Origin of the sequence: Peribacillus sp. RS7 (assembly GCF_041956845.1) — a bacterium.
GTDB lineage: Bacteria > Bacillota > Bacilli > Bacillales > DSM-1321 > Peribacillus.
This window is the reverse complement of sequence record NZ_CP168135.1, coordinates 1739440-1764985: the sequence shown is the minus strand read 5'-3', so window position 1 is coordinate 1764985 and position 25546 is coordinate 1739440. Positions and strand designations below refer to the sequence as shown.

27 protein-coding genes and 1 riboswitch are annotated in these 25546 nt (G+C 41.7%); of the genes, 24 read left to right on the top strand and 3 right to left on the bottom strand.

Annotated features, from left to right (window positions below; translation table 11 throughout):
* The first annotated feature begins 65 nt into the window (after nucleotides 1-65).
* Nucleotides 66-1115 carry a glycosyltransferase family 4 protein gene (locus ACDZ29_RS09130; protein ID WP_375090707.1) on the top strand — a complete coding sequence of 350 codons (1050 nt, stop codon included), beginning with the start codon at nucleotides 66-68 and terminating at the stop codon, nucleotides 1113-1115.
* A gap of 142 nt (nucleotides 1116-1257) precedes the next feature.
* On the opposite strand, the gene ACDZ29_RS09125 is transcribed toward ACDZ29_RS09130, so the two are convergent.
* Nucleotides 1258-2280 (bottom strand): LCP family protein, encoded by a 1023-nt coding sequence (locus ACDZ29_RS09125; RefSeq protein ID WP_375090706.1) that lies wholly within the window; start codon nucleotides 2278-2280, stop codon nucleotides 1258-1260.
* A gap of 174 nt (nucleotides 2281-2454) precedes the next feature.
* Nucleotides 2455-3090, bottom strand: a complete 636-nt coding sequence (locus ACDZ29_RS09120; protein WP_289326993.1) for a YigZ family protein — start codon at nucleotides 3088-3090, stop codon at nucleotides 2455-2457.
* 626 nt (nucleotides 3091-3716) lie between these two features.
* On the opposite strand from ACDZ29_RS09120, the gene ACDZ29_RS09115 reads away from it, so the two are divergent.
* The 20 genes from ACDZ29_RS09115 (at nucleotide 3717) to sinI (ending at nucleotide 19805) form a co-directional block, all read left to right on the top strand.
* Nucleotides 3717-4859, top strand: coding sequence for a sensor histidine kinase (locus ACDZ29_RS09115; protein WP_289314374.1), 1143 nt, complete (start codon nucleotides 3717-3719; stop codon nucleotides 4857-4859).
* 46 nt (nucleotides 4860-4905) lie between these two features.
* Entirely contained in the window at nucleotides 4906-5589 is a 684-nt protein-coding gene (locus tag ACDZ29_RS09110) for a response regulator transcription factor (RefSeq protein ID WP_283916290.1), read from the top strand.
* A gap of 198 nt (nucleotides 5590-5787) precedes the next feature.
* A complete protein-coding gene (locus tag ACDZ29_RS09105) occupies nucleotides 5788-6630 on the top strand; it encodes a DegV family protein (RefSeq protein WP_375090705.1) in 843 nt (280 codons plus the stop codon).
* A gap of 127 nt (nucleotides 6631-6757) precedes the next feature.
* Nucleotides 6758-8149, top strand: coding sequence for a DEAD/DEAH box helicase (locus ACDZ29_RS09100; RefSeq protein WP_375091122.1), 1392 nt, complete (start codon nucleotides 6758-6760; stop codon nucleotides 8147-8149).
* Complete coding sequence (locus ACDZ29_RS09095; protein ID WP_375090704.1) at nucleotides 8142-8834, top strand: ComF family protein; 693 nt, start codon at nucleotides 8142-8144, stop codon at nucleotides 8832-8834. The genes ACDZ29_RS09100 and ACDZ29_RS09095 overlap by 8 nt, the downstream gene beginning before the upstream one ends.
* A gap of 99 nt (nucleotides 8835-8933) precedes the next feature.
* Nucleotides 8934-9332: a TIGR03826 family flagellar region protein gene (locus ACDZ29_RS09090; RefSeq protein ID WP_375090703.1), complete on the top strand. Its 399-nt coding sequence runs from the start codon at nucleotides 8934-8936 to the stop codon at nucleotides 9330-9332.
* Nucleotides 9333-9586: 254 nt separating this feature from the next.
* On the top strand, nucleotides 9587-9850 hold the full coding sequence (flgM, locus tag ACDZ29_RS09085) for a flagellar biosynthesis anti-sigma factor FlgM (RefSeq protein ID WP_289326988.1): 264 nt from the start codon (nucleotides 9587-9589) through the stop codon (nucleotides 9848-9850).
* Nucleotides 9851-9927: 77 nt separating this feature from the next.
* Nucleotides 9928-10416 carry a flagellar protein FlgN gene (locus tag ACDZ29_RS09080; RefSeq protein ID WP_375090702.1) on the top strand — a complete coding sequence of 163 codons (489 nt, stop codon included), beginning with the start codon at nucleotides 9928-9930 and terminating at the stop codon, nucleotides 10414-10416.
* A 30-nt stretch (nucleotides 10417-10446) separates the two neighbouring features.
* Nucleotides 10447-12006: a flagellar hook-associated protein FlgK gene (gene flgK, locus ACDZ29_RS09075; RefSeq protein WP_375090701.1), complete on the top strand. Its 1560-nt coding sequence runs from the start codon at nucleotides 10447-10449 to the stop codon at nucleotides 12004-12006.
* 12 nt (nucleotides 12007-12018) lie between these two features.
* On the top strand, nucleotides 12019-12897 hold the full coding sequence (flgL, locus tag ACDZ29_RS09070) for a flagellar hook-associated protein FlgL (RefSeq protein WP_375090700.1): 879 nt from the start codon (nucleotides 12019-12021) through the stop codon (nucleotides 12895-12897).
* Nucleotides 12898-12941: 44 nt separating this feature from the next.
* A complete protein-coding gene (locus tag ACDZ29_RS09065) occupies nucleotides 12942-13520 on the top strand; it encodes a DUF6470 family protein (protein WP_375090699.1) in 579 nt (192 codons plus the stop codon).
* A gap of 8 nt (nucleotides 13521-13528) precedes the next feature.
* A complete protein-coding gene (gene fliW / locus ACDZ29_RS09060) occupies nucleotides 13529-13972 on the top strand; it encodes a flagellar assembly protein FliW (protein WP_375090698.1) in 444 nt (147 codons plus the stop codon).
* Nucleotides 13972-14205 carry a carbon storage regulator CsrA gene (gene csrA, locus ACDZ29_RS09055; RefSeq protein WP_289326982.1) on the top strand — a complete coding sequence of 78 codons (234 nt, stop codon included), beginning with the start codon at nucleotides 13972-13974 and terminating at the stop codon, nucleotides 14203-14205. The genes fliW and csrA overlap by 1 nt, the downstream gene beginning before the upstream one ends.
* A 136-nt stretch (nucleotides 14206-14341) precedes the next feature.
* Nucleotides 14342-15178: a flagellin Hag gene (hag, locus tag ACDZ29_RS09050; protein ID WP_289326981.1), complete on the top strand. Its 837-nt coding sequence runs from the start codon at nucleotides 14342-14344 to the stop codon at nucleotides 15176-15178.
* A gap of 219 nt (nucleotides 15179-15397) precedes the next feature.
* On the top strand, nucleotides 15398-15757 hold the full coding sequence (gene flaG, locus ACDZ29_RS09045) for a flagellar protein FlaG (RefSeq protein ID WP_375090697.1): 360 nt from the start codon (nucleotides 15398-15400) through the stop codon (nucleotides 15755-15757).
* A 13-nt stretch (nucleotides 15758-15770) separates the two neighbouring features.
* Entirely contained in the window at nucleotides 15771-17282 is a 1512-nt protein-coding gene (locus ACDZ29_RS09040) for a flagellar hook-associated protein 2 (protein WP_375090696.1), read from the top strand.
* A gap of 23 nt (nucleotides 17283-17305) precedes the next feature.
* Nucleotides 17306-17707, top strand: a complete 402-nt coding sequence (gene fliS / locus ACDZ29_RS09035; RefSeq protein WP_289326979.1) for a flagellar export chaperone FliS — start codon at nucleotides 17306-17308, stop codon at nucleotides 17705-17707.
* Nucleotides 17707-18051 carry a flagellar protein FliT gene (locus tag ACDZ29_RS09030; RefSeq protein WP_375090695.1) on the top strand — a complete coding sequence of 115 codons (345 nt, stop codon included), beginning with the start codon at nucleotides 17707-17709 and terminating at the stop codon, nucleotides 18049-18051. Before fliS ends, ACDZ29_RS09030 begins: the two co-directional genes overlap by 1 nt.
* 252 nt (nucleotides 18052-18303) lie before the next feature.
* Nucleotides 18304-18861 (top strand): ribosome hibernation-promoting factor, HPF/YfiA family, encoded by a 558-nt coding sequence (gene hpf, locus ACDZ29_RS09025; RefSeq protein ID WP_289326977.1) that lies wholly within the window; start codon nucleotides 18304-18306, stop codon nucleotides 18859-18861.
* Nucleotides 18862-19548: 687 nt separating this feature from the next.
* Nucleotides 19549-19633: riboswitch (cyclic di-GMP riboswitch) on the top strand.
* A 31-nt stretch (nucleotides 19634-19664) separates the two neighbouring features.
* Nucleotides 19665-19805 carry a DNA-binding anti-repressor SinI gene (gene sinI, locus ACDZ29_RS09020; RefSeq protein WP_375090694.1) on the top strand — a complete coding sequence of 47 codons (141 nt, stop codon included), beginning with the start codon at nucleotides 19665-19667 and terminating at the stop codon, nucleotides 19803-19805.
* A gap of 137 nt (nucleotides 19806-19942) precedes the next feature.
* Here the strand turns inward: sinI and ACDZ29_RS09015 are convergent, their stop codons facing one another.
* On the bottom strand, nucleotides 19943-20266 hold the full coding sequence (locus ACDZ29_RS09015) for a helix-turn-helix domain-containing protein (protein WP_289326975.1): 324 nt from the start codon (nucleotides 20264-20266) through the stop codon (nucleotides 19943-19945).
* 422 nt (nucleotides 20267-20688) lie between these two features.
* Between ACDZ29_RS09015 and secA the strand changes: the two genes are divergently transcribed.
* From secA to ACDZ29_RS09000, 3 genes are all read left to right on the top strand, one after another.
* The gene (gene secA / locus ACDZ29_RS09010; RefSeq protein ID WP_375090693.1) at nucleotides 20689-23202 is read left to right on the top strand and encodes a preprotein translocase subunit SecA; all 2514 of its coding nucleotides are present in this window, start codon (nucleotides 20689-20691) and stop codon (nucleotides 23200-23202) included.
* Between the two features lie 165 nt (nucleotides 23203-23367).
* Nucleotides 23368-24466 (top strand): peptide chain release factor 2 gene (gene prfB / locus ACDZ29_RS09005; protein WP_289326973.1). Its coding sequence is split into 2 segments (ribosomal slippage): nucleotides 23368-23430 and nucleotides 23432-24466, totalling 1098 coding nucleotides; the frame shifts between segments, so codons are not numbered across the junction.
* Nucleotides 24467-24682: 216 nt separating this feature from the next.
* Nucleotides 24683-25498 (top strand): YitT family protein, encoded by an 816-nt coding sequence (locus ACDZ29_RS09000; RefSeq protein WP_375091121.1) that lies wholly within the window; start codon nucleotides 24683-24685, stop codon nucleotides 25496-25498.
* Nucleotides 25499-25546 lie beyond the last annotated feature (48 nt).

The window sequence follows — 25546 nt, the reverse complement described above, 5'->3', positions numbered from 1 at the left end:
ATATATAGGTTTTCTTATAGATCGTTACGGGTATTAGATTTTTAGTTGAAATGAGGTGGTTCTTGATGTTAATAGGGGCCTTGTTGGTAGCCTTTTTATTATCCATTTTTTTGACTCCTTTTGTCGGAAAACTGGCCTTTAAATTAGGAGCTACCGATAAACCGAATGAGCGAAAAGTGCATAGTAAAATTATGCCGCGCATGGGCGGTTTAGCTATATTTTTGAGTTTTTTCATTACCTTCTTACTTTTTACAAATGATTTTTGGGGACAATTGCCACTCCTGGTGGGAGCACTTGTCATCATTCTAATCGGGATGGCTGATGATATATATGAATTAAGAGCTGCACCCAAATTCCTGGGCCAGGTTTTGGCTGCCCTCATTATCGTATTATGGGGCGGTCTTGAAGTGGAATTCATCAATTTGCCGTTCTTTACCGATACACTTGAATTTGGTGTTTTAAGTATACCGATCACCATTTTGTGGATTGTCGGCATCATTAATGCGATTAACCTAATAGATGGACTGGATGGTCTCGCAGGTGGTGTCTCAACGATCGCATTAGTGACAATTGCAACAATGGCCCTTATTAAACATGATCTGTTTGTTGCTATGGTCGCATTGATCGTGATTGGAAGCACTCTGGGCTTTTTGAAATTTAACTTTCATCCGGCAAAGATTTTCATGGGAGATACAGGTGCCTTATTTTTAGGTTACATCATTGCCGTCCTGTCCCTGCTAGGATTTAAAAACGTTACGATGATTTCCTTGATCGTACCGATCATCATCTTGGGTGTGCCCATTTCGGATACATTTTTCGCGATTATCCGCAGGGTCGTCAATAAACAGCCAATCTCGGCTGCTGATAAATCCCATTTACATCACTGCTTGATAAACTTGGGATTCACTCATAAGCAGACTGTCTTGCTCATTTACGCTTTAGCTGCCTGCTTCGGCTTAGCGGCAATAATCTTTTCATTTGCAACGATGTGGGGAGCTTTGATCCTTGTAACTGGACTCCTGTTGATCATAGAGATTTTTGTGGAGAAAATTGGTTTGGTCAATTCAAACTATCAGCCGTTGCTGAAGATGCTCAACTTTAAAAACAAGCCATGACCGCTTTGCAAATAGATTACTAGATTAGGAAAGCCTCCATCCGTTACTTTAAAACGGATGGAGGCTTTTTTTGACATGAGAGAATCGAAAAGGAAGCAAGAAAAAGTGAAACCCCCACTTCATGACGAGTGGGGGTTTCACTTTATTCTTGTATTTGTGATTGAACGGATTCAGTTTGATTGCCTTTATTCGGTCCCAGGTTCAAGTGGGATTGAAGCATCAGCTTAGTGTTGGCTACTGATGTTTCGTTGAGCTGATAATAATAGGTTCCGCCAATGGTAGAATCCTGACCTTCAAGTTTGATGGTTTCAAGATTGAGACCTTTATCGGTAGTTACATATTTTATGAAACCTCTCATTTGTGAGAATTGAAGGTTCGTTGTCATATTGTCACCGACAGCTTCCATTACGCCTGTATATTTAGTTAGTGATCCAGCAGAGGTTGCTTTGGCAATGATGGCTTTTAGGACTTCTTGCTGACGCTCACCACGTTGGATATCACTGTCCTTTTTACGTGTCCGTGCAAACGCTAATGCTTCTTCACCATTAACTGTCTGTAATCCTTTTTCAAGATGGATGGCATTCCTCTTGTCCTTTGAATCCATTTCATTCAATTCATATGGTACGTCGACTTCGATTCCGTCCAATGAATCCACGACATCGATGAAAGCATTAAAGTTCATGCGGACATAATAATCGACAGGGATATCGAATAACTCCTCAACGGTGTCCATCGTTGCTTTTGCTCCACCGGCAGCATGCGCCGCGTTAATTTTCGTGGTTACGCCTTTGGCTGGCACGTACACATATGAATCACGGGGAATGCTTAATAGTTTTATAGATTTTTGATCTTTATTGAATGTAGCCAAAATTAAAGCATCCGAGCGTGAGTTTCCTTTAAAGTCACGTTCCTTACTATCATCGATCCCTATGAAAAGAATGGAGAAATTATCTTCGAGCGGGTCGATCGCTGCACTCCGCTTTGCAGATGCTTCCACAGGGTCATAGGAATCATTGAATACATTCTGGGCTTTCATATACAGGGTTGCAGCATACGTAGAAGCCCCCAGACCAAGTACCAGCAGCGGAACAAGCAATAACCAAAGTCTCTTTCGCCTTTTTTTCTTTGTTTTTTTAATTTTATAGACACGCCTAGTATTAGACATCTTTTCTTCTCCTTTTAAATAACGAACATCAGACATAAATCGCTATTTTTCGAATCCTGCAGTTTATATTTCGTCAATTAATCCTAATTTTACAATGATTTAATAATTTCGTAAAATAAATATTTCTTTTCAATTATATTACAGCATAAAAAAGGAAAAATATGCAGGGAGAAATCAGGTGAATTCCTGTTCCAAATATAGCATTTCGTCCTCAGTGATTTGGCCTTGACCATTTGTCAGCTCTGTAATCCAGGCGGTATATGCCTCTTTTTGTGTTTCCCCGACATATACAAGGATATTGACCTGATCGAGGTACTGAATTTCCTTTATTTGATAAATGGAAGATCGCAATTCGTTTTCCAATTTTCCAAGCCAGGTATAGTCGACGGTTGTCGAAATGACCCGCATTAATTTTCTAATGACTACACCGGTGGTATTTATTCCTTCTGAAGTCGCTTTGCTGTAAGCGCGAATGAGACCGCCAGCACCAAGTTTGATGCCGCCAAAATACCGTGTGACCACAACCGCCGTGTCTTTCAGTTCTTTTTTCTTAAGAACTTCAAGGATAGGGACGCCTGCTGTACCGCTCGGTTCTCCATCGTCGAGGGCTTTTTGGATTTGATTTTGTTCCCCGATCATATAGGCAGAACAATTATGTGTAGCATCTTTATGCTTTTTCTTGATCTCCTGGATAAAGGCCTGTGCGGCTTCTTCGGTTTCGACTCGGGCGATGTGGGAAATAAAACGGGATTTTTCAATGATGATTTCGTGTTCGCCGCGACCTGCCACCGTTAAATATTGAGTGAGCATTACTATTCCACCTTCGTACTTCCTATTAGTTGATTTATTATAAGGCTTTGCGGAAAAAGTGGCAATGACGATCCATTTTCATACTGGCATGTGTAAAGAAACTTTAATATAAGAAAAATTTGTACGTGTTATAATTAATTCTATTGCCTGTTATTGTTATTAGCTGGTCACATATGCTTAAAAGAATAACATTCTAGGAAAAACATGCGTCCTGTACCATAATCCTGGCTTGTCCTTAACGTGTCCTCTCATTTCAAGGATTTTGCCATTTAATAAATGCATCTGTTTCATATGATAATCAATGGAGTGGAATATCCCATTTGTTTGAAAAGGATAATTTGTATTAGGATAATGGAAATGGCTTTCTGCCTTTAATTAGGTAGACTATTACGCTATCCATAGCCGGGAAAATGAGATGTATAGTAAATATGTACATTTTGTGGAAATCCGAAAAGGAAATTAACGTATTTTTATTCTTTTTTTGGTACAATATGTTCATGAAGGTTACTTCACAAAAGTTCCTTAAATTTAACCATTCATGAAAAAGGAAAAGAACTTTTTTCCATATACATAGTCTTTAAGACAATAAATTGTTTAAGTCTTTTGATTTAAGTGGAGGGATCTTAATGTCCATAAAAAAGGTTGATGCTAAAGCATTGGACAAGATCTTAGAAACAATGGTGAGCACTGTCAGTGAAAGTAAGGGTGAGGTCTTTGATATCGGCGAACAATGCCGAAAGGATTTTGAGTCACTGACAAAAGAGCTTGATGATGTGAAAATTAGGGTTGCCATTGTGATAACCGATAGCGATGCACTGGATTCAAAAGCCAGGTTTGCTCGAAAAAGGCTTTCCGAAGTCAGTATGCACTTCAACCATTTTTCTGAAGAACAGGTGCGCGATGCTTATGAAAGGGCACATAAGCTGCAAGTCGATTTACAAATAAACCGGCAATTGGAGAAAGAGCTCCGTAATCGCCGGGATGAACTTGAGTTAAGGTTAAGGGGTTTACAGCAGACGATCGATAAAGCGGTGCATCTCGTCTCGCAAATATCGGTGGTACAGAATTATTTGACGCAGGATCTTAAATTTGTGGGGGAAGCCCTTCAAGAAGCGAAACGCAAACAGGACTTCGGTTTGAAAATTATCGAAGCCCAGGAGCAGGAACGTAAAAAGCTCTCGCGGGAAATTCATGATGGTCCGGCGCAAATGCTGGCAAACGTCATGATGCGTTCAGATTTGATAGAACGAGTACAACGTGAGAGAGGTCCTGATGAAGCGCTAGTGGAGATCCGTAGTTTAAAGGTCATGGTAAGGAATGCTTTATATGAAGTGCGCAGAATCATCTATGATCTTCGCCCTATGGCACTTGATGATTTAGGCCTAGTTCCTACCCTCAGAAAGTATTTGCAAACGACCGAAGACTATAATAAGGGCGTGCATTTGAATTTCGTCAACCTTGGACAGGTCAAAAGGCTTCCTTCCGATATGGAGGTCGCTTTATTCAGGCTAGTTCAAGAGGCTGTACAAAATTCTTTGAAGCATGCGGAGCCAAAACAGGTTCAAGTTAAACTGTCCATTTCCAAAGAGATGGTGACCGTCGTCGTCAAAGATGATGGAAAAGGGTTTGACTCTTCAATCCAAAAAGAAGGTTCATTTGGATTGGTAGGCATGAGGGAAAGAGTCGAGTTGCTTGAAGGTGAAATGACGATCGATTCACAACCAGGGGCAGGCACTTTGGTGTTTATACAGATTCCCTATCATTTATAAATATAGAGAATAGACATTTTAAATAGAAACTAGGAGGAAGAAGCCGTTGAAGACTAGTATCATCATTATCGATGACCATCAGCTTTTCCGTGAAGGCGTAAAGCGCATATTAGATTTTGAATCATCCTTTGATGTTGTTGCCGAGGGCGATGACGGAAGCGAAGCTATGGATCTCGTTGAAACACATAAACCTGATGTTGTCATCATGGATATCAACATGCCGACTATGAATGGGGTCGAAGCGACAAAAATGCTCGTGAACCGTTACCCTGAAACAAAAGTCATCATCCTTTCCATTCATGATGATGAAAATTACGTGCAGCATGCATTGAAAACAGGAGCACAAGGTTACCTGTTGAAAGAAATGGACGCAGATGCGTTGATTGATGCCGTTCGTGTAGTCGCTGAAGGCGGCTCATACCTTCATCCGAAGGTTACCCATAATTTAGTTAAAGAATATCGCCGCTTAGCAGCTGAAGAGGGTGCTGATCGTGATTCCATTCACACAATAGAAATCAGGAGGCCGCTTCACCTATTGACTCGACGTGAATGTGAAGTACTTCAACTTTTAGCGGACGGAAAAAGCAACCGTGCCATCGGCGAAACTCTATATATCAGTGAAAAAACAGTCAAGAACCATGTGAGTAACATTCTTCAGAAGATGAATGTGAATGACCGTACACAAGCGGTCGTCCTAGCTATTAAAAATGGCTGGGTAGAAGTGAAGTAATGAAAGCTTTCGATAAGTCCGGCTCTTCAGTTTCCGCAATGCGTACTGAAGGGTCGGACTTTTTTGTCGGTCTCGATTTAAAATTGGGATTTTACATATTTATGGTAATGAATAAAGCTATTTAATGCAAATAAAGGCATTTTCAGATAGTATGGTGAATAAGATACAGAGTAAATTTTTATAAGGATGGTACTATTTATGAAAACCTCAGTCGTAACAGATAGCACTGCATATATACCCAAGGAAATTCGTGAACGTCTACATATACATATGATGCCGCTTAATGTCATTTTTTCCAATGAAGCTTACCGGGAAGAAGTGGACATTACTGCGGATGAGTTTTATGAGGAAGTAAAGAGGCAGGAGAAATTGCCGACCACTTCACAGCCTCCAATCGGACAGTTTGTCGAGAAATTCGAGGAGCTGCAAAAAGTATATGATGATGTTATTTCGATTCATTTATCGAGCGGAATCAGTGGTACGTATCAAGGAGCGGTATCGGCAGGTGAAATGGTCGAGGGGATTAGGGTACATGCCTTTGATTCGGAAATCAGCTGCATGGTCCAGGGGTTTTACGTGATTGAGGCGGCTAAGATGGCACTCGATGGTAAAGGTGCAGGAGAGATCATCGCCAGGCTCGAAGAAATGAAACCATCCGTCAAGGCATACTTCATGGCAGACGATCTATCCCATCTACAGCGCGGTGGACGCTTAAGCAGTGCCCAAGCATTGATTGGCAGTCTGCTTCAAGTGAAGCCGGTCCTCCATTTTGTTGATAAAGTCATTGTTCCTTTTGAAAAAATCCGTACAAGAAAAAAAGCGATGAAACGGATTGCTGATTTACTTGGAGATGACGCGGCAGGCGGCGAGAAGTATAAAGCCGTCATTATTCATGCAAAGCGAGAAAGTGAAGCTGAAAGTTGGAAAACCGAACTTGAAGTTCGGTTCCCTAATGTCGAGTTCGACATTAGCTATTTCGGTCCAGTAATCGGAACGCATCTGGGCGAAGGCTCGATGGGGATGGGCTGGTATAAAATATAAGCTGGTACGCCTTTCCCTTGAAAAAGGGGAAGGCGTTTTTATATGAGCAAAAAGGGATCTGAAAGTAAAAAGCGAATGATATGGTGGAGTGTATTTTATTAAGAAAGAAGGTTGCAGCTTGGAAAATATGATCATTCCCCCTCCTTTTTCCCCGGAACTACAGAACCATCTCATGGGAAGGCACCTTTTGGCCCTCGAAATCCCCTTCTCTCAAGAACTAATCGCAGGACATCTCAAGAATGGGTATGTATCGGAAACTTGCGGAGTGCAATCCGAGAGTGGCCTGTTTAATTGTGTTCGCTGCGGTAACAAAGATCAAGCTTCGTTTTATACGTTCCCATGTAAGATGTGCAATCGGGATTGCACTTACTGCCGCTCCTGCATCATGATGGGACGGGTCAGTGAATGTGCAAAGTTATATAAATGGACCGGTCCGGGTGTTCAGTTTGAGGTTCCGGACAATGTGATGAGTTGGGAAGGCACTTTATCTGCAGGTCAGCAAAATGCCTCTGACTGTGTCGTTGAGGCCATACACGGAAAAAGTGAATTCCTGGTATGGGCAGTATGTGGCGCCGGTAAGACGGAGGTCCTATTTGCAGCAATTGGGGCAGCCTTGCATTCCGGGAAACGGATCTGTTTGGCAACACCGCGGACCGATGTCGTTCTCGAACTCTCACCGAGGTTAAAAAAAGCCTTTCCTGCCATTGAGGTCACGACCCTCCATGGAGGCAGTGCAGATCGACATGGATTTTCGCCACTAACTGTTTCCACTACACATCAGCTTTTCCGTTTTATTGAAGCCTTTGATGTCATCATCGTCGATGAGGTCGATGCGTTTCCCTACTCAATTGATGATTCGCTCCACTATGCGGTTAATAAATCGAAAAAGTTTTCTGCCGCAACCATCTACTTGACCGCCACACCTACGAAACGGATGCAGCGGCTATATCGAAGCGGAAAATTGAAAGCCGTTATAATCCCAGCCCGTTACCATCGTCAGCCCATCCCTGTCCCTGAAATGAAATGGAGCGGCAACTGGCAAAAACTATTTCTTCAAAAAAAGATTCCTCCCGTAATCAACGGATGGGTAACTGAACGCCTTAGGCAGAATATCCCCTTCCTATTATTTTTTCCAAGTATTCAAGTGATGGAGCAAGTCATTCCTCTGTTTCAAAGGCTGTCCCCTGAATTATCGATTGTCCACTCACAGCACCCTGATCGAAGGGAAAGAGTACTGGCATTAAGAAATGGAATGGTTCCAGGGTTATTGACCACGACCATATTGGAACGGGGCGTGACAATTGAACGGTTGGAAGTAGCCGTGATTGGTGCTGAACATGAAGTGTTTTCAGAAAGCGCCCTCGTTCAGATTGCAGGCCGGGTAGGGAGGAGCTTTGCTAACCCAGCCGGGACGATCACCTTTTTCCATTACGGGAAAAGTAAGGCGATGGTCAAGACGGTTCACCATATACAAATGATGAATGAAGATGCCAAGAAAAGGGGGCTGCTGGATGAGTAGATGTCTTGTTTGTGATGAAGGAATGAAGGAGGCATTGACTTGGAGGAGCCTATTGGTAAGGGCCGAGGCAAAGGCAATCTGTGAAAGGTGTGAGGGGAAACTTAATAGGATAACCGGAGAAACATGTAAAATGTGCTCAAGGGAGCTGGACGGTAATTACAGCACAGGTGACCTCTGTCTGGATTGTTCAAGATGGGAAAGGGATAGGGTATGGGGAGGCTATTTGTCGAAGAACATATCGCTATTTCATTATAATGAATACCTAAAAGATATTATTGCCAAATATAAGTACCGAGGGGATTATGCATTAGCTGAGGTTTTCGTCCCTTTTATGAAAGACAGGTTAAAGGACATGGTGTTTGACCTGGTAACGGCCATCCCTCTTAGTGATGAACGGCTTAGGGAACGGGGATTCAATCAGGGACAGGCATTAGCAGACCTTCTTGGACTTCAAACCGTTGAGACCTTAACGAGAATCCATTCGGAAAAACAATCAAAAAAATCACGTCAAGATAGACTGTCATTACCGCAGGTATTTCGGGTCATACACCCCGATTTGCTGGAGCATAAATCAATTTTGATCATCGATGACATTTACACGACAGGCACAACTCTCAGGCAAGCAGCCAAGTCATTGAAAACAGCTGGGGCCAAAGAAGTATCATCCATCACCCTTGCTAGGTGAAACAGCTCATTTTAAACAACATCCTAAAGTATCGCCGGTATTATTCGATATATAAAGTACTGAAGAATAATCGTTGTGATGGTGAAGGAGGGGCCCCTAATGGAAATATTCAACTGTCCAAACTGTAATTCGTTATTCGTTATGACGAAATTCCGTGATGTATGCGATGCCTGCTATAAAGAAGAAGAAGCCCAATATGATAAAGTGTATGCATATATTCGCAAGAAAATAAATAGAACGGCGTCCATGATGCAAGTGGTTAAGGACACTGGCGTTGAAGAGACTTTAATCATTAAATTCGTGAAAACAGGAAAGCTAAGGATTTCGCAGTTTCCCAATCTGGGAATTCCTTGTGAAAAGTGCGGTACTCACATCAAGAGCGGAAGGTTATGCGGAGAATGCAGCGATTCACTGCGTACGGATTTGGAGACATTTGAAAATGAGGAAAAGCGCCTAACTGGAATTCAAGGAAATGATAAAAAAATACGTACTACATGAAGGAAGATCAAAAAGGATAAATCATGGCAACATGATGCTTGATTTGTTAAAATATTCGATATTGAGAACAAGAATCGACAATGGTTGTCGAAGGAAAGATTAATGAAACAATTAAAGAAATCCATTCCTTGTCGATAATAACGATAGGGAGATTAACACAGTCCAGAGCCATTTTCATGGTCTGTTAAGGAAACGTACTATTATGGAATCTAATATGGAATCTAAAAAATGGACCGAAGGAGAGGATCTGGAATATGAAAATCAATAACGTCGGTATGACAGGTGTTAACCCTTATAATCTTCAAGCCAATAAAACGGGGAATATCAAAGAATCCAAGGTCAAATCCTCGGATAAAGTCGAAATTTCTTCAGCGGCAAAAGAAATGCAGCAATCATCTCCGATTCCTGCTGCAAGACAAGCAAAAGTGGACGAATTGAAAATCCAAGTTGAAAACGGAAATTATAAATTGAATGCACAGGCAACGGCTAAGGGTCTCATCGATTTTTACCGGAAATGAATTTTCATTGAAAATGCTTGAATGAAGTGGACGGAAGCATTTTCCGTCCTTCATTTATGAGTAGAGGAGGCAGCAAAATGTCTGCACGGAACATCATCGAATCGCTTGAAAAATTGATCAAGCTCCATAAAAGCTTCAATCAATTAGCGATAAGAAAAACGGTCATTTTGAAAGCAAGTGATACCGAGGCAATTAATGCCCTGCTGATTCAGGAACAAAAGCATATTAAAGCAATCAGTCAAACGGATAAGGAAAGGGAAGGGGCAGTCGAGGAATTTCTTACAGCAAATGGATCGGTGGGACAGGCGGCCTCCATCCATACAATAACGGAAATGACAGGACCGGCAGAAACGGAAATCCTTGAACGGCTTAAAGCGGAATTGAGTGATGAAGTGGCTAAGCTGAAGGAGCGGAACTATTTAAATCAGCAATTGATCTATCAGTCCCTTCAATTCATCAATGTCTCTTTGGATATGCTAAGGCCGCAAAATCAGAACCTGAATTACGGGGATTCGGTTAAAATACCGGTAAAAAGCGCCATGGGAATGTTTGATACCAAAGCATAAGAAACAGAAAAAAGATGGAGGTTCGAGTAAATGATTTCAACCTTTATGGGTCTTGAGACGGCTAAGCGCGGATTATCCACCTCTCAAGGGGCCTTGTACACAACAGGAAATAACGTGGCCAATGCCAATACATTAGGTTATTCAAGGCAGCGGGTCAACCTGGTCCAGACGTCTGGCTTTCCTACTGTCGGGTTGAACAGCCCGCGCGTAGCTGGGCAGATCGGGACAGGGGTAGCGGCAGAAACGGTTCAGCGGATACGGGACAGTTTCCTGGACGCACAATACAGGACACAAAGTAATAAAATCGGTTATTACGGGGCCATAAGCGAGTCCTTGACCAAAATGGAAGGGGTCATGAATGAACCAACCGACAGCGGATTGGCTGCCATGATGGAGAAGTTCTGGAATTCGCTGCAAGGGTTGACAGCCAATACGGAAAACTCCGGGGCGCGTGAAGTAGTTGCCTCAACAGGCGTCATGGTCGCGGATACCCTAAACTACTACTACAACTCGCTAACGAGCGTTCAAACGGATATCGGTAATCAGATATACGTCAAAGCGAACGATATCAATAGGCTCATTAGCAGTATTGATCAGCTTAATCAACAGATCAGTAAAGTGGAGCCGCATGGTTATATCCCCAATGACCTTTATGATAAACGTGATGTACTCGTAGACAATCTCTCTCAACTTGTCAGCATTAAAGTGAATAACGTCATTCCGACGGATTATGGCAGAGCCAGCGATGTGGCAACTGGGCTGTATAACATCGAATTGATGCAAGAAGACGGTTCCCCCTATAAGCCGCCCATGAATCTGGTAAGTGTTAACCAAACCGGGATGGTGGGGATTTCGAAAGTTGAAGTTAGCCATGATAAGACGACAGGTATGGTGGACGGAGTGAAATTTGGTTCGAAATCATTGACGGATTACAAATTCACTGGAGAACTATCCGGTTTGATCAACAGCTTCGGTTATAAAAAGGCTGATGGCACGATCGGGGGAGCTTATCCTGATATGCTGAAAAAGCTCGATAATATGACAACAGCTTTTGTGAATGAGTTTAATGCCATCCATAAACAAGGATATGCGTTAGGTGATGGCAGCACTTCGACATTGAACTTCTTTGAACTCGAACCAGGTAAGAGTGCCGCCCAAAGCATCAAGGTGAATCGTGAGATCGTAAAGGACCCGACAAAAATTGCCGCAGGCGGTAAAAGTGGAGGGGCATCCGGGGATAATGAAAATGCAAAACTCCTGGCTGACCTCAAGAAGAAGGCGTTTAGTGAGTACTCGACTAAAGACCAAAATTCAAAGGAATTGACAGGAAGCTTCGACACCTATTATTCCGGTATCATCGGGAAGCTTGGCGTGGATTCCCAAAGCGCCCAAAAGAACCTTTCCAACTCTGTCGTGCTTGCTGAATCCGTTAATCAAAATAGGGAGTCCGTCAGTTCCGTATCCCTTGATGAAGAAATGACGGACATGATCAAATTCCAGCAGGCATACAACGCTTCTGCACGAATGATGACGATGATGGATGAAATGCTCGATAAAATCATAAACGGAATGGGTACAGTAGGCCGATAGGAGTGAACGGACATGCGGGTAACGCAATCGATGCTAACCAATAATATGTTAAGCAATTTAAGCAGCAGTTATGAAAAGATGGCCAAGCTGCAAGAGCAGGTTTCCTCTCAAAAGAAATTCTCCAAACCATCGGATAACCCTGTTGCGGCCATGATGGGAATGGGGTACCGGACAAATCTCAATCAAATTGGGCAATATCAAAGTAACATTGCCGAGGCGGCCAATTGGATCGACAGCACGGATGATGCCATTACTGAAGCGGTTTCCGCCATGCAGCGAATTCGTGAGTTAACGGTTCAAGGCAGCAATGGTACGTATGAAGGGGAACAGCTGAAAAATGTTTCAGAGGAAATTAAGCAATTAAAAGAACATCTCATAACTCTTGGCGACACACAGATAGCCGGGAAGTATATTTTCAACGGCCAGGATACGAATGTGAGACCGTCATCCGTTAAAGACGCGGATGGGAATACGGTATATGGCGCAGGGGGCATAAACCTTGAAGTGTTTTCCGGTATTTCCCTTAAAATCAATACGGACGGTTCCAAGATATTTGGTGATGCACTTGCCACTGGCGGAAGCATCGACCAGACAATCGATGCACTGGAAAACGGCGGCGACGTGAGTGGCGCGCTCGAAGGGCTTGATGCAACGATAAATACGTTCTTAGGCATGCAGGCACAGGTTGGCGCAAGGCAGAATCGGATTGAGCTGATGACGGACCGTCTCAAACAGCAGGAGGTTTTTGCCACTGAAATCCTTTCGAAAAATGAGGATGTCGATATCGAAAAAGCGATCATGGATTTGACGACCCAGGAAAGTGTCCATAGTGCTGCATTAAGTATCGGAGCAAAAATCATGCAACCGAGTTTATTGGATTTTCTTCGCTAAGCTATTCTTAAATGGATAGCTTTTTTCTATAAGGAGTGTTGATGATGCAGATTCCACAAATTAGATTGCAATCCACCTCAATGAAGATTGGATTGAATATAGAGCAGCCTGTACAGAAAATCGAACAGAAGGCAGCGGTCCAATCAATCGAACAACCGCAAGCAATCCTGGAAATTCAAACGACCCCAGGCAAGCTGACGATCGATCAGTCACAAGCCAGGGAAGATATGGATTTGAAAAGCCTCTCCAAGCGAGTGGAAGAATTTGCGCAGCAGGGATATCAAGATTGGATGGCGGGTATGGCAAGACGTGCCCAGCAGGGGACGGAGCTGAGGCATATTGAAAAAGGCGGTAATGCACTCGCTGATCAGGCCAGGCAAAACAGCAAAGGGCCCGAGAAGCAATTCAATCTCGGATGGATTCCCTCTCATTTCAGCGTGAAGCTTGACTACCAGCCGGCCCAAGTGAAGCTTGAAGCAACCGCTCAAAAACCGATCATTGATGCTCAAATCCATAAGGTGAACCATGCGTACACACCAGGCAGTGTGAATGTGGAAATTCTACAAAAAAATGCGCTGGATATAGATTTCATTAATTTATTTCCGGATGAGATAGGGAAGTGAAAACATAGATGATCATACAGACAAAATTTCATGGCGAAATGGAAATTGCAGAAGAAAAGATTTATAGATTTGAAAGCGGGATACCAGGGTTTTTAGAAGAAAAGCAGTTTTGCTTGCTAACTTTGGATGACACGCCCTTTTTCGTCCTGCAATCCTTAGAAACAAAAGAGGTTGCCTTCATTGTGACGAATCCTTTTGAAGTGTACCGCGATTACGAAGTGAAGCTTACGGATGAGGTATTATCTTCTTTACAAATAGAAACGGAACTGGAAGTCCTGACTTTCGTTATATTAACGATCCAGGACCCTTTCAATGATACGACGGCGAATCTCCAGGCACCCATCATCATAAATAGCTCTAAAAAAATGGGAAAGCAATTTATCATGAGCGGCAGTGAGTACCGTACAAAGCACAGACTGATTGGACCTCTAGAAGAACAGGGGGGAGAATGATGCTCGTATTGACCAGAAAACTAAATGAATCGATCATGATTGGCGATGATATCGAAATTACGATTCTGTCCGTTGAGGGAGAACAGATCAAACTGGGTATCAATGCCCCTAAAAACGTCGATATCCATAGGAAAGAAATCTACCTATCGATCCAGCAGGAAAATAGCGAAGCCTCCAAAACTGAAACCAATCTACTGAAAAATATAAATGAATTTTTCAACAAAAAGTATTAATATCCGCTAAATATGTTTCCAAGCAGGTCGATATAAAATACAACGAAGGGAAGTGAAATAGGCGGCCGACTTATTCACTTCCCATCGTAAACAACCACATGGATGTGGGAACTTAAAACTCAAGGAGGAAACATAAATGATCATCAATCACAATATCTCAGCTCTAAACACGCACCGTCAATTATCAAGTGCAACCAATGCACAATCTAAATCTATGGAAAAATTATCTTCTGGTCTTCGTATTAACTCAGCAGCAGATGACGCAGCAGGTCTTGCAATTTCGGAAAAAATGCGTGGGCAGATTCGCGGTTTGGATCAAGCTACTCGTAACTCTCAAGATGGTATTTCACTTATCCAAACTGCAGAAGGCGCTTTAAACGAAACTCATGATATTCTTCAACGCATGCGTGAATTAGCTGTTCAATCTGGCAATGATACAAACGTTGAAGCTGATCGTCAATCAGTACAAGATGAATTTGATCAATTAGCAAAAGAAATCACTCGAATTTCTTCGACTACAGAATTCAATACTCAAAAACTACTTGATGGAAGTGGCGATTTCACTTTCCAAATCGGTGCTAACAAAGATCAAAGCTTAACAGTAACTATCGATGCAATGGACGCAACTAAACTTGGAGTTGCTACTGGGACAGATGAAGCTAGTACTGTTGGACTTGATATTAAAACTCAAACTGGCGCTAATGATGCGATTGCATTAATTAATACAGCAATCGAAACAGTTTCAACACAACGTTCTAAATTAGGGGCTACTCAAAATCGTTTAGAACATACTATTAATAACTTAAGCACTTCGTCAGAAAATTTAACTGCTTCTGAATCTCGTATTCGTGATGTGGATATGGCAAAAGAAATGATGACTCAAACTAAGAATTCTATTTTGTCTCAAGCTTCTCAAGCAATGTTAGCTCAAGCAAATCAGCAACCGCAGGGTGTTCTTCAATTACTGCGTTAATTTTTATTCGTTATTCAATAAGACTCCAGATTGTTTCTGGGGTCTTTTTTGTATTATAAGAGTAATAGAAACAGATATGAATATGGTAGAATCCCTTTTCATAGGGAATGTAAAGATGTTCATGAACATCTTTAGTCGCAAACAAATCCTAGAGTGACTAAATATAAGACTGTAATTACCGATATAAAAAGTAAAGAGATCATATTGGAGGCTATTTAGATGCTGGAGAGTTTGTCCACGAATATTCTTTCCTCACAACTTAGAATAGCCATCTCAGAGGGAATCAGTTCCTACTATCAAAGAGAAATCAATACAGTTGCCTATTCTGAACAAAGTGTAGAATCCAATCAGCCTTCAAAAGAAAAGGTGCAAGAAGTGGTGGATAGTTTGAACACTTTCCTGGATCCAACACATACGGCCGTTCGTTTTGAGTATCATTTGAAGCTGAATGAGTATTATGTCAAGGTTGTGGATGACGTAACGGATGAGACGATTCGGGAAATCCCTCCTAAGAAGTTGTTGGATTTCTACGCGGCAATGACGGAGTTTGTTGGGATCATGGTGGATGAAAAAATATAGGCGGTGATCAATTTTGGTACGAATCAGTGGTTTAGCAAGTGGAATGGACATTGATGAGCTAGTTAAGAGTATGATGCAGGCAGAACGGGTGCCATTGGATAAATTAGCACAGAAAAAGCAGTATTCCGAGTGGCAGCGGGATGATTACCGCTCGTTGAATACATCTTTATCAGAATTGGATACGCTCATTCGTGATGGAATCGGGAAGCAGTCTTCCTTCATTAAAAAGAAGGTGTCGGTATCGAATCCAGATGCAATATCAGTGAAAAATGTGAATTCGACCAGTGATTTTTCCGGGAATATACAAGTGAATGGACTTGCTAAAGCAGCAAGCATGACAAGTACGGAGAAATCAGCTGTTACTGACTCCAAAAAGAAACTATCGGAATTGGGCTTCAAGACACCTCAAGAAATTACGATACTGGCCATCAATAAAGATGGCGGTTTTGATACGGAAGTAAAAGATGGAGTAACAGTGGAAAAACCGTATACGCTTACCCTTAATGCGGACGACACGTTAGAGAGTGTCATCAATAAAATCAATGCTAACTCGGGAGTGACTTTATTTTTTGATGAAAATTCCCAGCAGTTTTCCATCACTGCTAAAAATACCGGCGATGTTAAAGACCGCCCTGAAATTGAATTGGGGGGCACCGGAGATTTTTTCAATATGTTAAAAATGAGCAGTAACAATGAGGGGGCTGGCGGCTCAATAGGGGAAAATGCATCCATTGTTTATAATGGCCTGGAAATTTCCCGACCTTCGAATACGTTTCAGGTTAATGGAGCGGAAATAACGGTAAAGCAGAAAACGACGGATACCGTTACATTCTCATCAACAGCTGATGTTGATGCCATCTTGGACACGATCACTCAGTTTGTGAATAAATATAATGAAATCATTAAAAAGGTTCAGGATAAAACGGGTGAAGCGAAATATCGCTCCTTTACCCCATTAACAACCGAGCAAAAGAAGGCAATGACGGAAGATGAAGTGAAGCTGTGGGAGGAAAAAGCGAAGAGCGGAACGTTAAAAAGCGATTCGACATTAAAAAGTCTTTTAACTACGATGAGATCATCTCTGTACACCTCGGTCGATGGGATCACAGGAAAAAACAGTCTTAGCAGTTTGGGAATTACCACAACAAAGAATTACCTCGAGGGCGGTAAATTAACGATTGATGAGGACAAGCTCCGGGCAGCCATTAGTGAGGATCCCAATGCGATTTATGATATGTTCATGGCCAATGGATCGGAAAAGATCGACAAAGGCCTCGCCCGCCGATTAAGGGATGATATACAATCATCCATGAAGGTGATAACTGAAAAAGCAGGGAAGGCTGGCTATGTTAATAACTCGTTTACCATTGGGAAATTGGTTAACGGATTGGATACCCGAATTTCAACATTTGAAGCAAAGTTAACGAAATTGGAATCACGTTACTACAGCCAGTTCACGGCTATGGAAAAAGCGATTCAAAAGGCAAACAGCCAAAGTGCATCGTTAGCTTCTTATTTTAGTTAAGGTAAGTGGAAAGGAAGTTAAATATGGCGATAAATAATCCATATCAATCGTACCAACAAAATTCAGTCAATACAGCATCTCCTGGCGAGCTTACATTAATGCTGTATAATGGCTGTTTGAAGTTCATCGTGCTTGGGAAAAAAGCCATTGAAGCTGGTAATATTGAAGCGAGGAATACGAACATCATCAAGGCGCAAAACATTATCCACGAATTGATGGTGACGTTGAATATGGATGTGGAAGTATCCAAAGAAATGATGAGTCTGTATGATTTCATGAATCGCCGTCTGATAGATGCGAATTTGAAAAATGATGTTGCTGCCTTGGAAGAGGTGGAGGGACTTGTTACTGAATTCCGGAATACTTGGAAGGAAGTTATTCAGATGAACCGGAAAAAACAATTTACGCAAAGCGGTCAAGTGTAATGCTGATTCAAACCTTTCATGATTTGACTGCTGAATTACTTGGTGTTCTGGAAGACCGGACGATTGCAGAACGTGATGATAAAATAGAAAGGGCCACACAGCTGATTGATCAGCGAGATGAACTTCTTTCAGAAGTCAAACCGCCTTTTACTGGTGAAGAGCAACAGCTAGGCCGTGCAACCATATTGCTTAACCAAAAGGTCGATCACTTGCTGAAGCTCCAAAAGCAGGAAATACAGCGGGATATCCAGGAAATAAATAAGAAGAAAAAATCTTCTAATAAATACACGAACCCGTATGAGAGTCTATCAGTAGATGGCATGTTCTACGATAAAAGAAATTGATTACCCAACCGTTTGGATCCCAAACGGTTTTTATGTTAAATATTTTTAAATTTTCTGTAAATAATATGGTCTTAATTTTTTCTTTATGGCATTACATTTGTTATAATGGAGTTAGGGCAGACATCAACCCTTTCCAAACCTTCCGACAATTGTTTCATAATTTCGACATATTTCATGATGTGTTTCCAAAAGGAACCGGAGGGGTATTGTAGAATCTAACTGTATAGTCTTAATTTAAGGAGGACTCACTTTATGAATTACAACGTACGCGGTGAAAACATTGAGGTAACTCCAGCAATTCGAGAATACGTCGAAAAGAAAATTGGCAAGTTAGAACGATATTTTAACAATACACCAGATGCAAATGTGTTAGTGAATTTGAAAGTGAACAATAATACATCAAAGGTCGAAGTGACGATTCCTATGCAGAATTTGGTTCTTCGCGCTGAAGAGGAAAATGCGGATATGTATGCTGCCATTGACTTGATCAATGATAAGCTTGAACGCCAAATTCGTAAACATAAAACGAAGGTCAATCGTAAATACCGGAACAACATATCAACGACGCCCGAGGCATTCGCCTTCAATACGGAAGTTGACGAAGTGGTGGATGAATTCGAAGACGATAACGATATTGAAGTGGTCCGCAATAAGCGCTTTGATTTAAAGCCGATGGACAGTGAAGAAGCGATTTTACAAATGAATATGCTTGGTCACAGTTTCTTCGTTTATACGAATGCGGATACCAACACAACGAACGTGGTGTACCGTCGTAAAGATGGACGCTACGGATTAATTGAACCTAGTTAATTATGAATCTAAGATCAAAAGCACAGCCTCTGGGTTGTGCTTTTTTAATGCATTTTGGTAGATTACCAACATATTCGTTGGCAGTTGATAACATTTTTTATATTTATATGAATTGGAAAGTATAAAAGTTTTGTTCTTTAAAAAATAGAAAGTAATTTGAGTTTCATTTTAAAGAACGAAATTCGTTCTTTAATGAGATAAAGTAATTATTTGTACCTATAAAATCACCACTATCTTTTGGGCTATACTAAATTTGTTAGTTCTTTAAAAAGAACGGTTAGTTTATTATGAAAAACAATTGGCTAAAGGTGCAGAGGGGTTTTTTGTATCGGAAGAATTGCCATACATGCCATAGGGCTTCTTTTAGCAGTGCGGAATATGGAAAGTGGCTTTGTCCGACCTGCGGCAAGGACTTAACTGTGCAAAAAGCACGGACGCACTTACAATAGAGAGAATTGATACGCCCCATCGATTGATTAAGAAGAGAAATATTTACTATTATATAAAAAAGCGAAATTGACTATTGCATATGATAAAAAATGAATTAGGTTTTTAATTTTCATAATATTGTAATATTTTGTCGGATGAAAGTTTTTGCATTTTGGTAGATTACCGACATAAAATAGCAATATATGGAGTGGGTATCCGTTATAATATGATTATAAGTAATGTATTTGGTAATAAGTACCACGGCAAAGGCAACCTATTGAAAGATGAGGGCGCAAAGGCACAGGTCTAAGGTCCTTAAGACTATGATGGCTGGTCTGCCTGAAATACAAAGAGTATTTTAGGAGGTAGAAGAGGTGGCTAATGTGGAAATGGATCCAGAATGGGTGAAGTTGATTTCAGAAGCAAGGAGCTTGGGTTTCAAAAAAGAGGAAATTATAGCTTTTTTTGAACGGAAAAGCCTTGAGGTTACATCAGAGGAAAACGATGGAAGATAAGTACCGAAAAGATGAGAACATCCCTATAAACAGTGATTCAACCCATTAGCTGTTTATAGGGTTTATTCTTCCATTCTAGCGAGTCTTGCTTATTCAAGCTGTATTCTTCAGGATTATGTAGGTAGACTAGTGCACTTCTATTCTTCTTTATCTTTTCTCCATTTATTAAACTCGATGAATTCCCTGAATTGTTGTTTTGAAACACCGGAATTCATAGCCTCTTCAACAATTTTCATCCAATCAGTGTCCAAGATTTCCTTATTCGGTGCATCGTAAAGTAGGGCATCGACAGGAATGTTGAGTACGGTGGAGATTTTTTCAAGAAATTGAATGGAAGGATTCGTTTGTAAGTTCCGCTCGAGGGAACTTAAGTAAGACTTTGCCACGCCTGCTTTATCGGCGAGTTCGGTCATCGACATTTTCTTTTCTTCTCGCAGTTTTTTTACACGTTCACCAATCATCAATACCACCTCGAAACATGTTCTATTTATCTTCTGCTAATAAGTTTCAGTAGCCCACCTTATCATTCAAAACATGAAGCCTGTAAGGTTGGATTACCTTGACATGCTATCGCTAGGGATGACACAGCATCTAGTGATGGAAGGTTATGGGAAATTCTCTTTTGCATTTGGAAATAGAGGGGAGTCTGCTATATATTTTATATACTTCCTTTTATTTTAACAGTTTTACTCCTCATTTATCCATTGTTTTTCACAAGAATTGAATTCGGGTCGATAGGAACGGTAGTGACATGAAGTTGTACCTCTAGGATAGAAGTGGTAAAATTAAGCGTGGATTAGTCATAATAGAAGGTGTGTTTCTTCTTAATTTATATGAATTTTGTCATTGAACGATCATAACCATAATAGAGGAGCGTTATTGAATGCTTAATATATTAAATAAAGTTTTTGATCCGAATAAGCGAGAAATCAAACGTTTGGAAAAAATCGCTGATCAGGTCGAAGCGCTGGCCGATGAGACGGCTGCGTTATCGGATGAACAGTTGCGTGCCAAAACTGGTGAGTTTAAAGAGCGTTATCAAAATGGGGAAACCGTGGATGATTTGCTCGTTGAGGCTTTTGCGGTTGCGCGTGAAGGGGCAAAACGTGCTTTAGGGTTATATCCTTACCGTGTTCAAATCATGGGCGGGGCATCCCTTCATGACGGAAATATCTCCGAGATGAAAACAGGGGAAGGTAAAACATTAACATCCACCATGCCGGTTTATTTAAACGCACTTACTGGTAAAGGTGTACATGTCGTTACTGTCAATGAATACTTGGCACACCGTGATGCCACCGAAATGGGGATATTGTATGATTTCCTTGGTTTGACCGTCGGATTGAATTTGAACAGTCATTCTAAAGAAGAAAAACAAGAGGCGTACAATGCCGACATTACGTATAGCACGAATAATGAGTTAGGTTTTGATTACCTGCGTGACAATATGGTGTTATATAAAGAGCAAATGGTACAGCGTCCACTGCACTTTGCTGTCATTGATGAAGTCGATTCGATTTTGATCGATGAAGCGAGAACGCCTTTGATCATTTCCGGTTCCGCACAAAAATCGGCCCAGCTTTATATCCAAGCCAATGCGTTTGTGAGAACGTTACAAAAAGATACGGACTACACGTATGATGAAAAGACAAAAGGCGTTCAGCTGACCGAAGATGGGATGAACCGAGCTGAAAAAGCGTTTAATATCGATAATTTGTTCGATATTAGTCACGTTACATTGAATCATCATATCAATCAGGCGTTGAAGGCGCATGTTTCCATGCATTTGGATGTGGATTATGTAGTCCAGGATGGCGAGATTGTCATCGTTGACCAATTCACTGGCCGTTTGATGAAGGGCCGCCGTTATAGTGAAGGTCTCCACCAGGCGATCGAAGCGAAAGAAGGCCTTGAGATTCAAAATGAAAGCATGACTCTTGCGACGATTACATTCCAGAACTATTTCAGGATGTACGAAAAGCTTTCCGGTATGACTGGTACAGCCAAAACGGAAGAAGAGGAATTCCGCAATATCTATAATATGAATGTCATTGCGATCCCGACAAACAGGAATATCGTCAGGGATGACCGGGCAGATCTTATATACGCGTCAACAGATGGGAAATTCAAGGCTGTTGTGGAAGACATCGCCGAACGTTATACAAAGGGTCAGCCAGTGCTTGTCGGTACGGTTGCCATCGAAACATCGGAAGTCATTTCTGCCTATTTATCCAAAAAAGGAATCCCTCACGATGTTTTGAATGCAAAGAACCATGAACGTGAAGCGGAAATCATTGCGAATGCAGGTAATCAAGGCTCAGTCACGATCGCTACGAACATGGCAGGACGCGGTACGGATATCAAGCTTGGTGAAGGTGTCAAGGAGCTTGGTGGCCTTGCTGTAATCGGTACGGAACGTCATGAAAGCAGGCGTATAGATAACCAGTTGCGTGGTCGGTCCGGCCGTCAAGGGGACCCAGGGGTCACTCAATTCTATTTATCAATGGAAGATGAATTGATGCGCCGCTTCGGTTCCGATAACATGAAAAGCATGATGGCACGCCTTGGAATGGATGATTCCCAGCCAATTCAAAGTAAAATGGTGACGAGGGCCGTTGAATCCGCACAGAAACGAGTCGAAGGCAATAACTTCGATTCACGTAAGCAATTACTGCAATATGATGATGTTCTCCGTCAACAACGTGAAATCATCTATAAGCAGCGTTTCGATGTAATGGAAAGTGAGAACTTACGTGAAATCGTCGAAACGATGATTATGGCATCCATCCAGCGCAATGTTGTCGCGTTTGCACCAATGGGCGATGAGGAAGGCTGGAATTTACAAGGCCTTGTCGATTACCTGAATGGTAACCTATTCAATGAAGGTTCCATCACTGTAGATGATCTAGAAGGAAAAAATGAAGCGGAATTGGTTGAATTCATTTTAGCGAAAGTGAAAGAAAACTATGACCAAAAAGAAGAAGAGCTATCTGAAGAACAAATGCGTGAATTCGAAAAAGTAATCGTTCTTCGTGCAGTCGATAGTAAGTGGATGGACCATATTGATGCAATGGAGCAATTGCGCCAAGGGATCCACCTTCGTGCTTATGGCCAGATCGATCCACTTCGTGAATATCAATCAGAAGGTTTTGCGATGTTTGAAGCCATGATTGCTTCTATGGAAGATGAAGTCGCAAAATACATCATGAAGGCTGAAATCCGCAACAATCTAGAGCGGAAGGAAGTCATAAAAGGACAAGCGGTCAATCCGAAGGAAGAAGACGGGGGAAAAGTGAAAAAAGCCCCTGCCCGTAAAAAGGAAGACGTTGGCCGAAACGCGTTATGTCCTTGCGGCAGCGGTAAAAAATATAAGAATTGCCATGGCAATTTAGGCTGAAATTAGGTGTATAATGATTATGAGACGGTTAAGTGTAAGGCTTGCCGCCTCTTTTTATGTTTAGTTTGCATAAAGCAATATATTTGCATATAGTTTGAAGAGGTTTATTTGTGAAGTGAATCCCTCTACAGGGATTTTTTTAACATACTAATGAGGTGAAGAGAAATGGAATTAGCAGAAATAAGAAATGAACTTGAACGGACAGCGCAACGATTAACGGACTTTAGGGGGTCTCTTTGACTTAGATGAAAAAGAGGCACGAATCGCAGAGCTTGAAAATGAGATGACACATCCCGATTTTTGGAATGATCAGCAAAAAGCACAGACTGTCATAAATGAAACGAATGCTCTGAAAGAACAAGTCAATCAATTGTCCGATCTGAATGAATCATATGAAAATCTGGATTTGACATATGAACTAGTGAAAGAGGAGAATGATGAAGAACTTTTGGCAGAGCTGGAAGAAGAAATCACGATCCTTTCACAAAAGATGAATGACTTTGAACTTCAACTTTTACTAAGTGAAGAATATGACTCGAAAAATGCCATTCTTGAACTGCATCCAGGTGCAGGCGGAACGGAGTCCCAGGATTGGGGTTCCATGCTGCTTCGTATGTATACAAGATGGGGTGAAAAAAGAGGCTTTAAAGTGGAAACCCTTGATTACCTTCCAGGTGATGAAGCTGGTATCAAGAGTGTCACTTTACTTTTCAAAGGCCATAACGCCTATGGTTATTTGAAAGCGGAAAAAGGAGTGCACCGTCTTGTCCGTATTTCTCCTTTCGATTCCTCAGGACGACGCCATACTTCATTCGTTTCATGTGAAGTCATGCCGGAATTTGATGAGACGATCAATATTGAAATCCGCACGGAAGATTTGAAAATCGATACGTACCGTGCAAGTGGTGCAGGTGGACAGCATATCAATACAACTGACTCGGCAGTCCGGATCACACATTTACCTACTAATACCGTGGTAACGTGCCAAAATGAGAGATCTCAAATCAAAAACAAGGCCCAAGCGATGAATATGCTGAAAGCCAAATTGTATCAACGTGAAATTGAACAGCAACAAGCGGATTTGGATGAAATCCGTGGTGAGCAAAAGGAAATTGGCTGGGGAAGTCAAATTCGTTCTTACGTTTTCCACCCGTATTCCATGGTTAAAGATCACCGTACTAGTGCGGAGACCGGAAACTTGGGAGCTGTCATGGATGGAGATATCGATATGTTCATTGATGCGTATTTACGTTCAAAATTATAAGAAATCACAAAAAAGTCGGACCGGATTCCCGGTCCGGCTTTTTTTGTGATTTCTTATGCATGGGGCTCCCTGAACGATCTGGCTGACATTTACAGGATATGAAAAGGGATGCTATGCTTCGTTCGGCCAATACTAGATAATAACGATGGTTTGAGGAGACAATATGGAATGAGGAAAAGATACCGGGAGCCGAAGCACCCTTTTCTGCAAAAGTTAATGGAGTATGGATTGGTAATTGTCGGTTCGGCCATAATTGCCATTGGTTTTAATGTATTCCTGTTGCCTAACCAGATTGCATCTGGCGGTGTCAGTGGGATTAGCACGATTCTGGATTCAACTCTCGGTTGGGAGCCGGCCTATGTACTGTGGGGGTTTAATATCCCTTTGTTCATTGCGGGGCTTATCATCCTGGGAAGACATTTCGGAGCCAAAAGCCTGATTGGAACCTTGTTCTTGCCTTTAGTGGTATTTCTGACAAAGGATTGGGATGCATGGACGAATGATGCATTGCTTGGTTCGATTTGCGGAGGGATTATGGTCGGACTTGGGCTGGGGATTGTCTTTCGCGGGAAGGGTTCTACAGGGGGGACCGATTTAGCGGCACAGATTTTCCATAAGTATACCCACCTGTCATTAGGGACTTGTGTGGCTGTCATTGATGGAATCATCGTTTTAAGTGCTGCCATTGTTTTTGATATTGAAAAAGGGCTTTATGCATTAATAGGATTATATGTGACAAGTAAGACGATAGACCTCGTCCAGGTTGGGTTGAACCGTTCAAAGATGTCACTGATAATCACGAATAAAGAAATGGAAGTAAGGGATGCTATCATACATGAGCTGGACCGGGGTGTAACAGGGATATCCGGGTATGGCGGCTATACGGATGATACTCGTCCTATTTTAATGTGCGTAATAGATCAGTCGGAATTCACCAAATTGAAACAATTGGTGAAACTCGTTGACCCTAAAGCGTTTGTAATTGTAATGGACGCATCTGAGGTACTTGGAGAGGGTTTTAAACGGGATTGAAATTGGTATAATGTTCTTGTGCTGGTATAAATCAGAGGGGGTAAATTC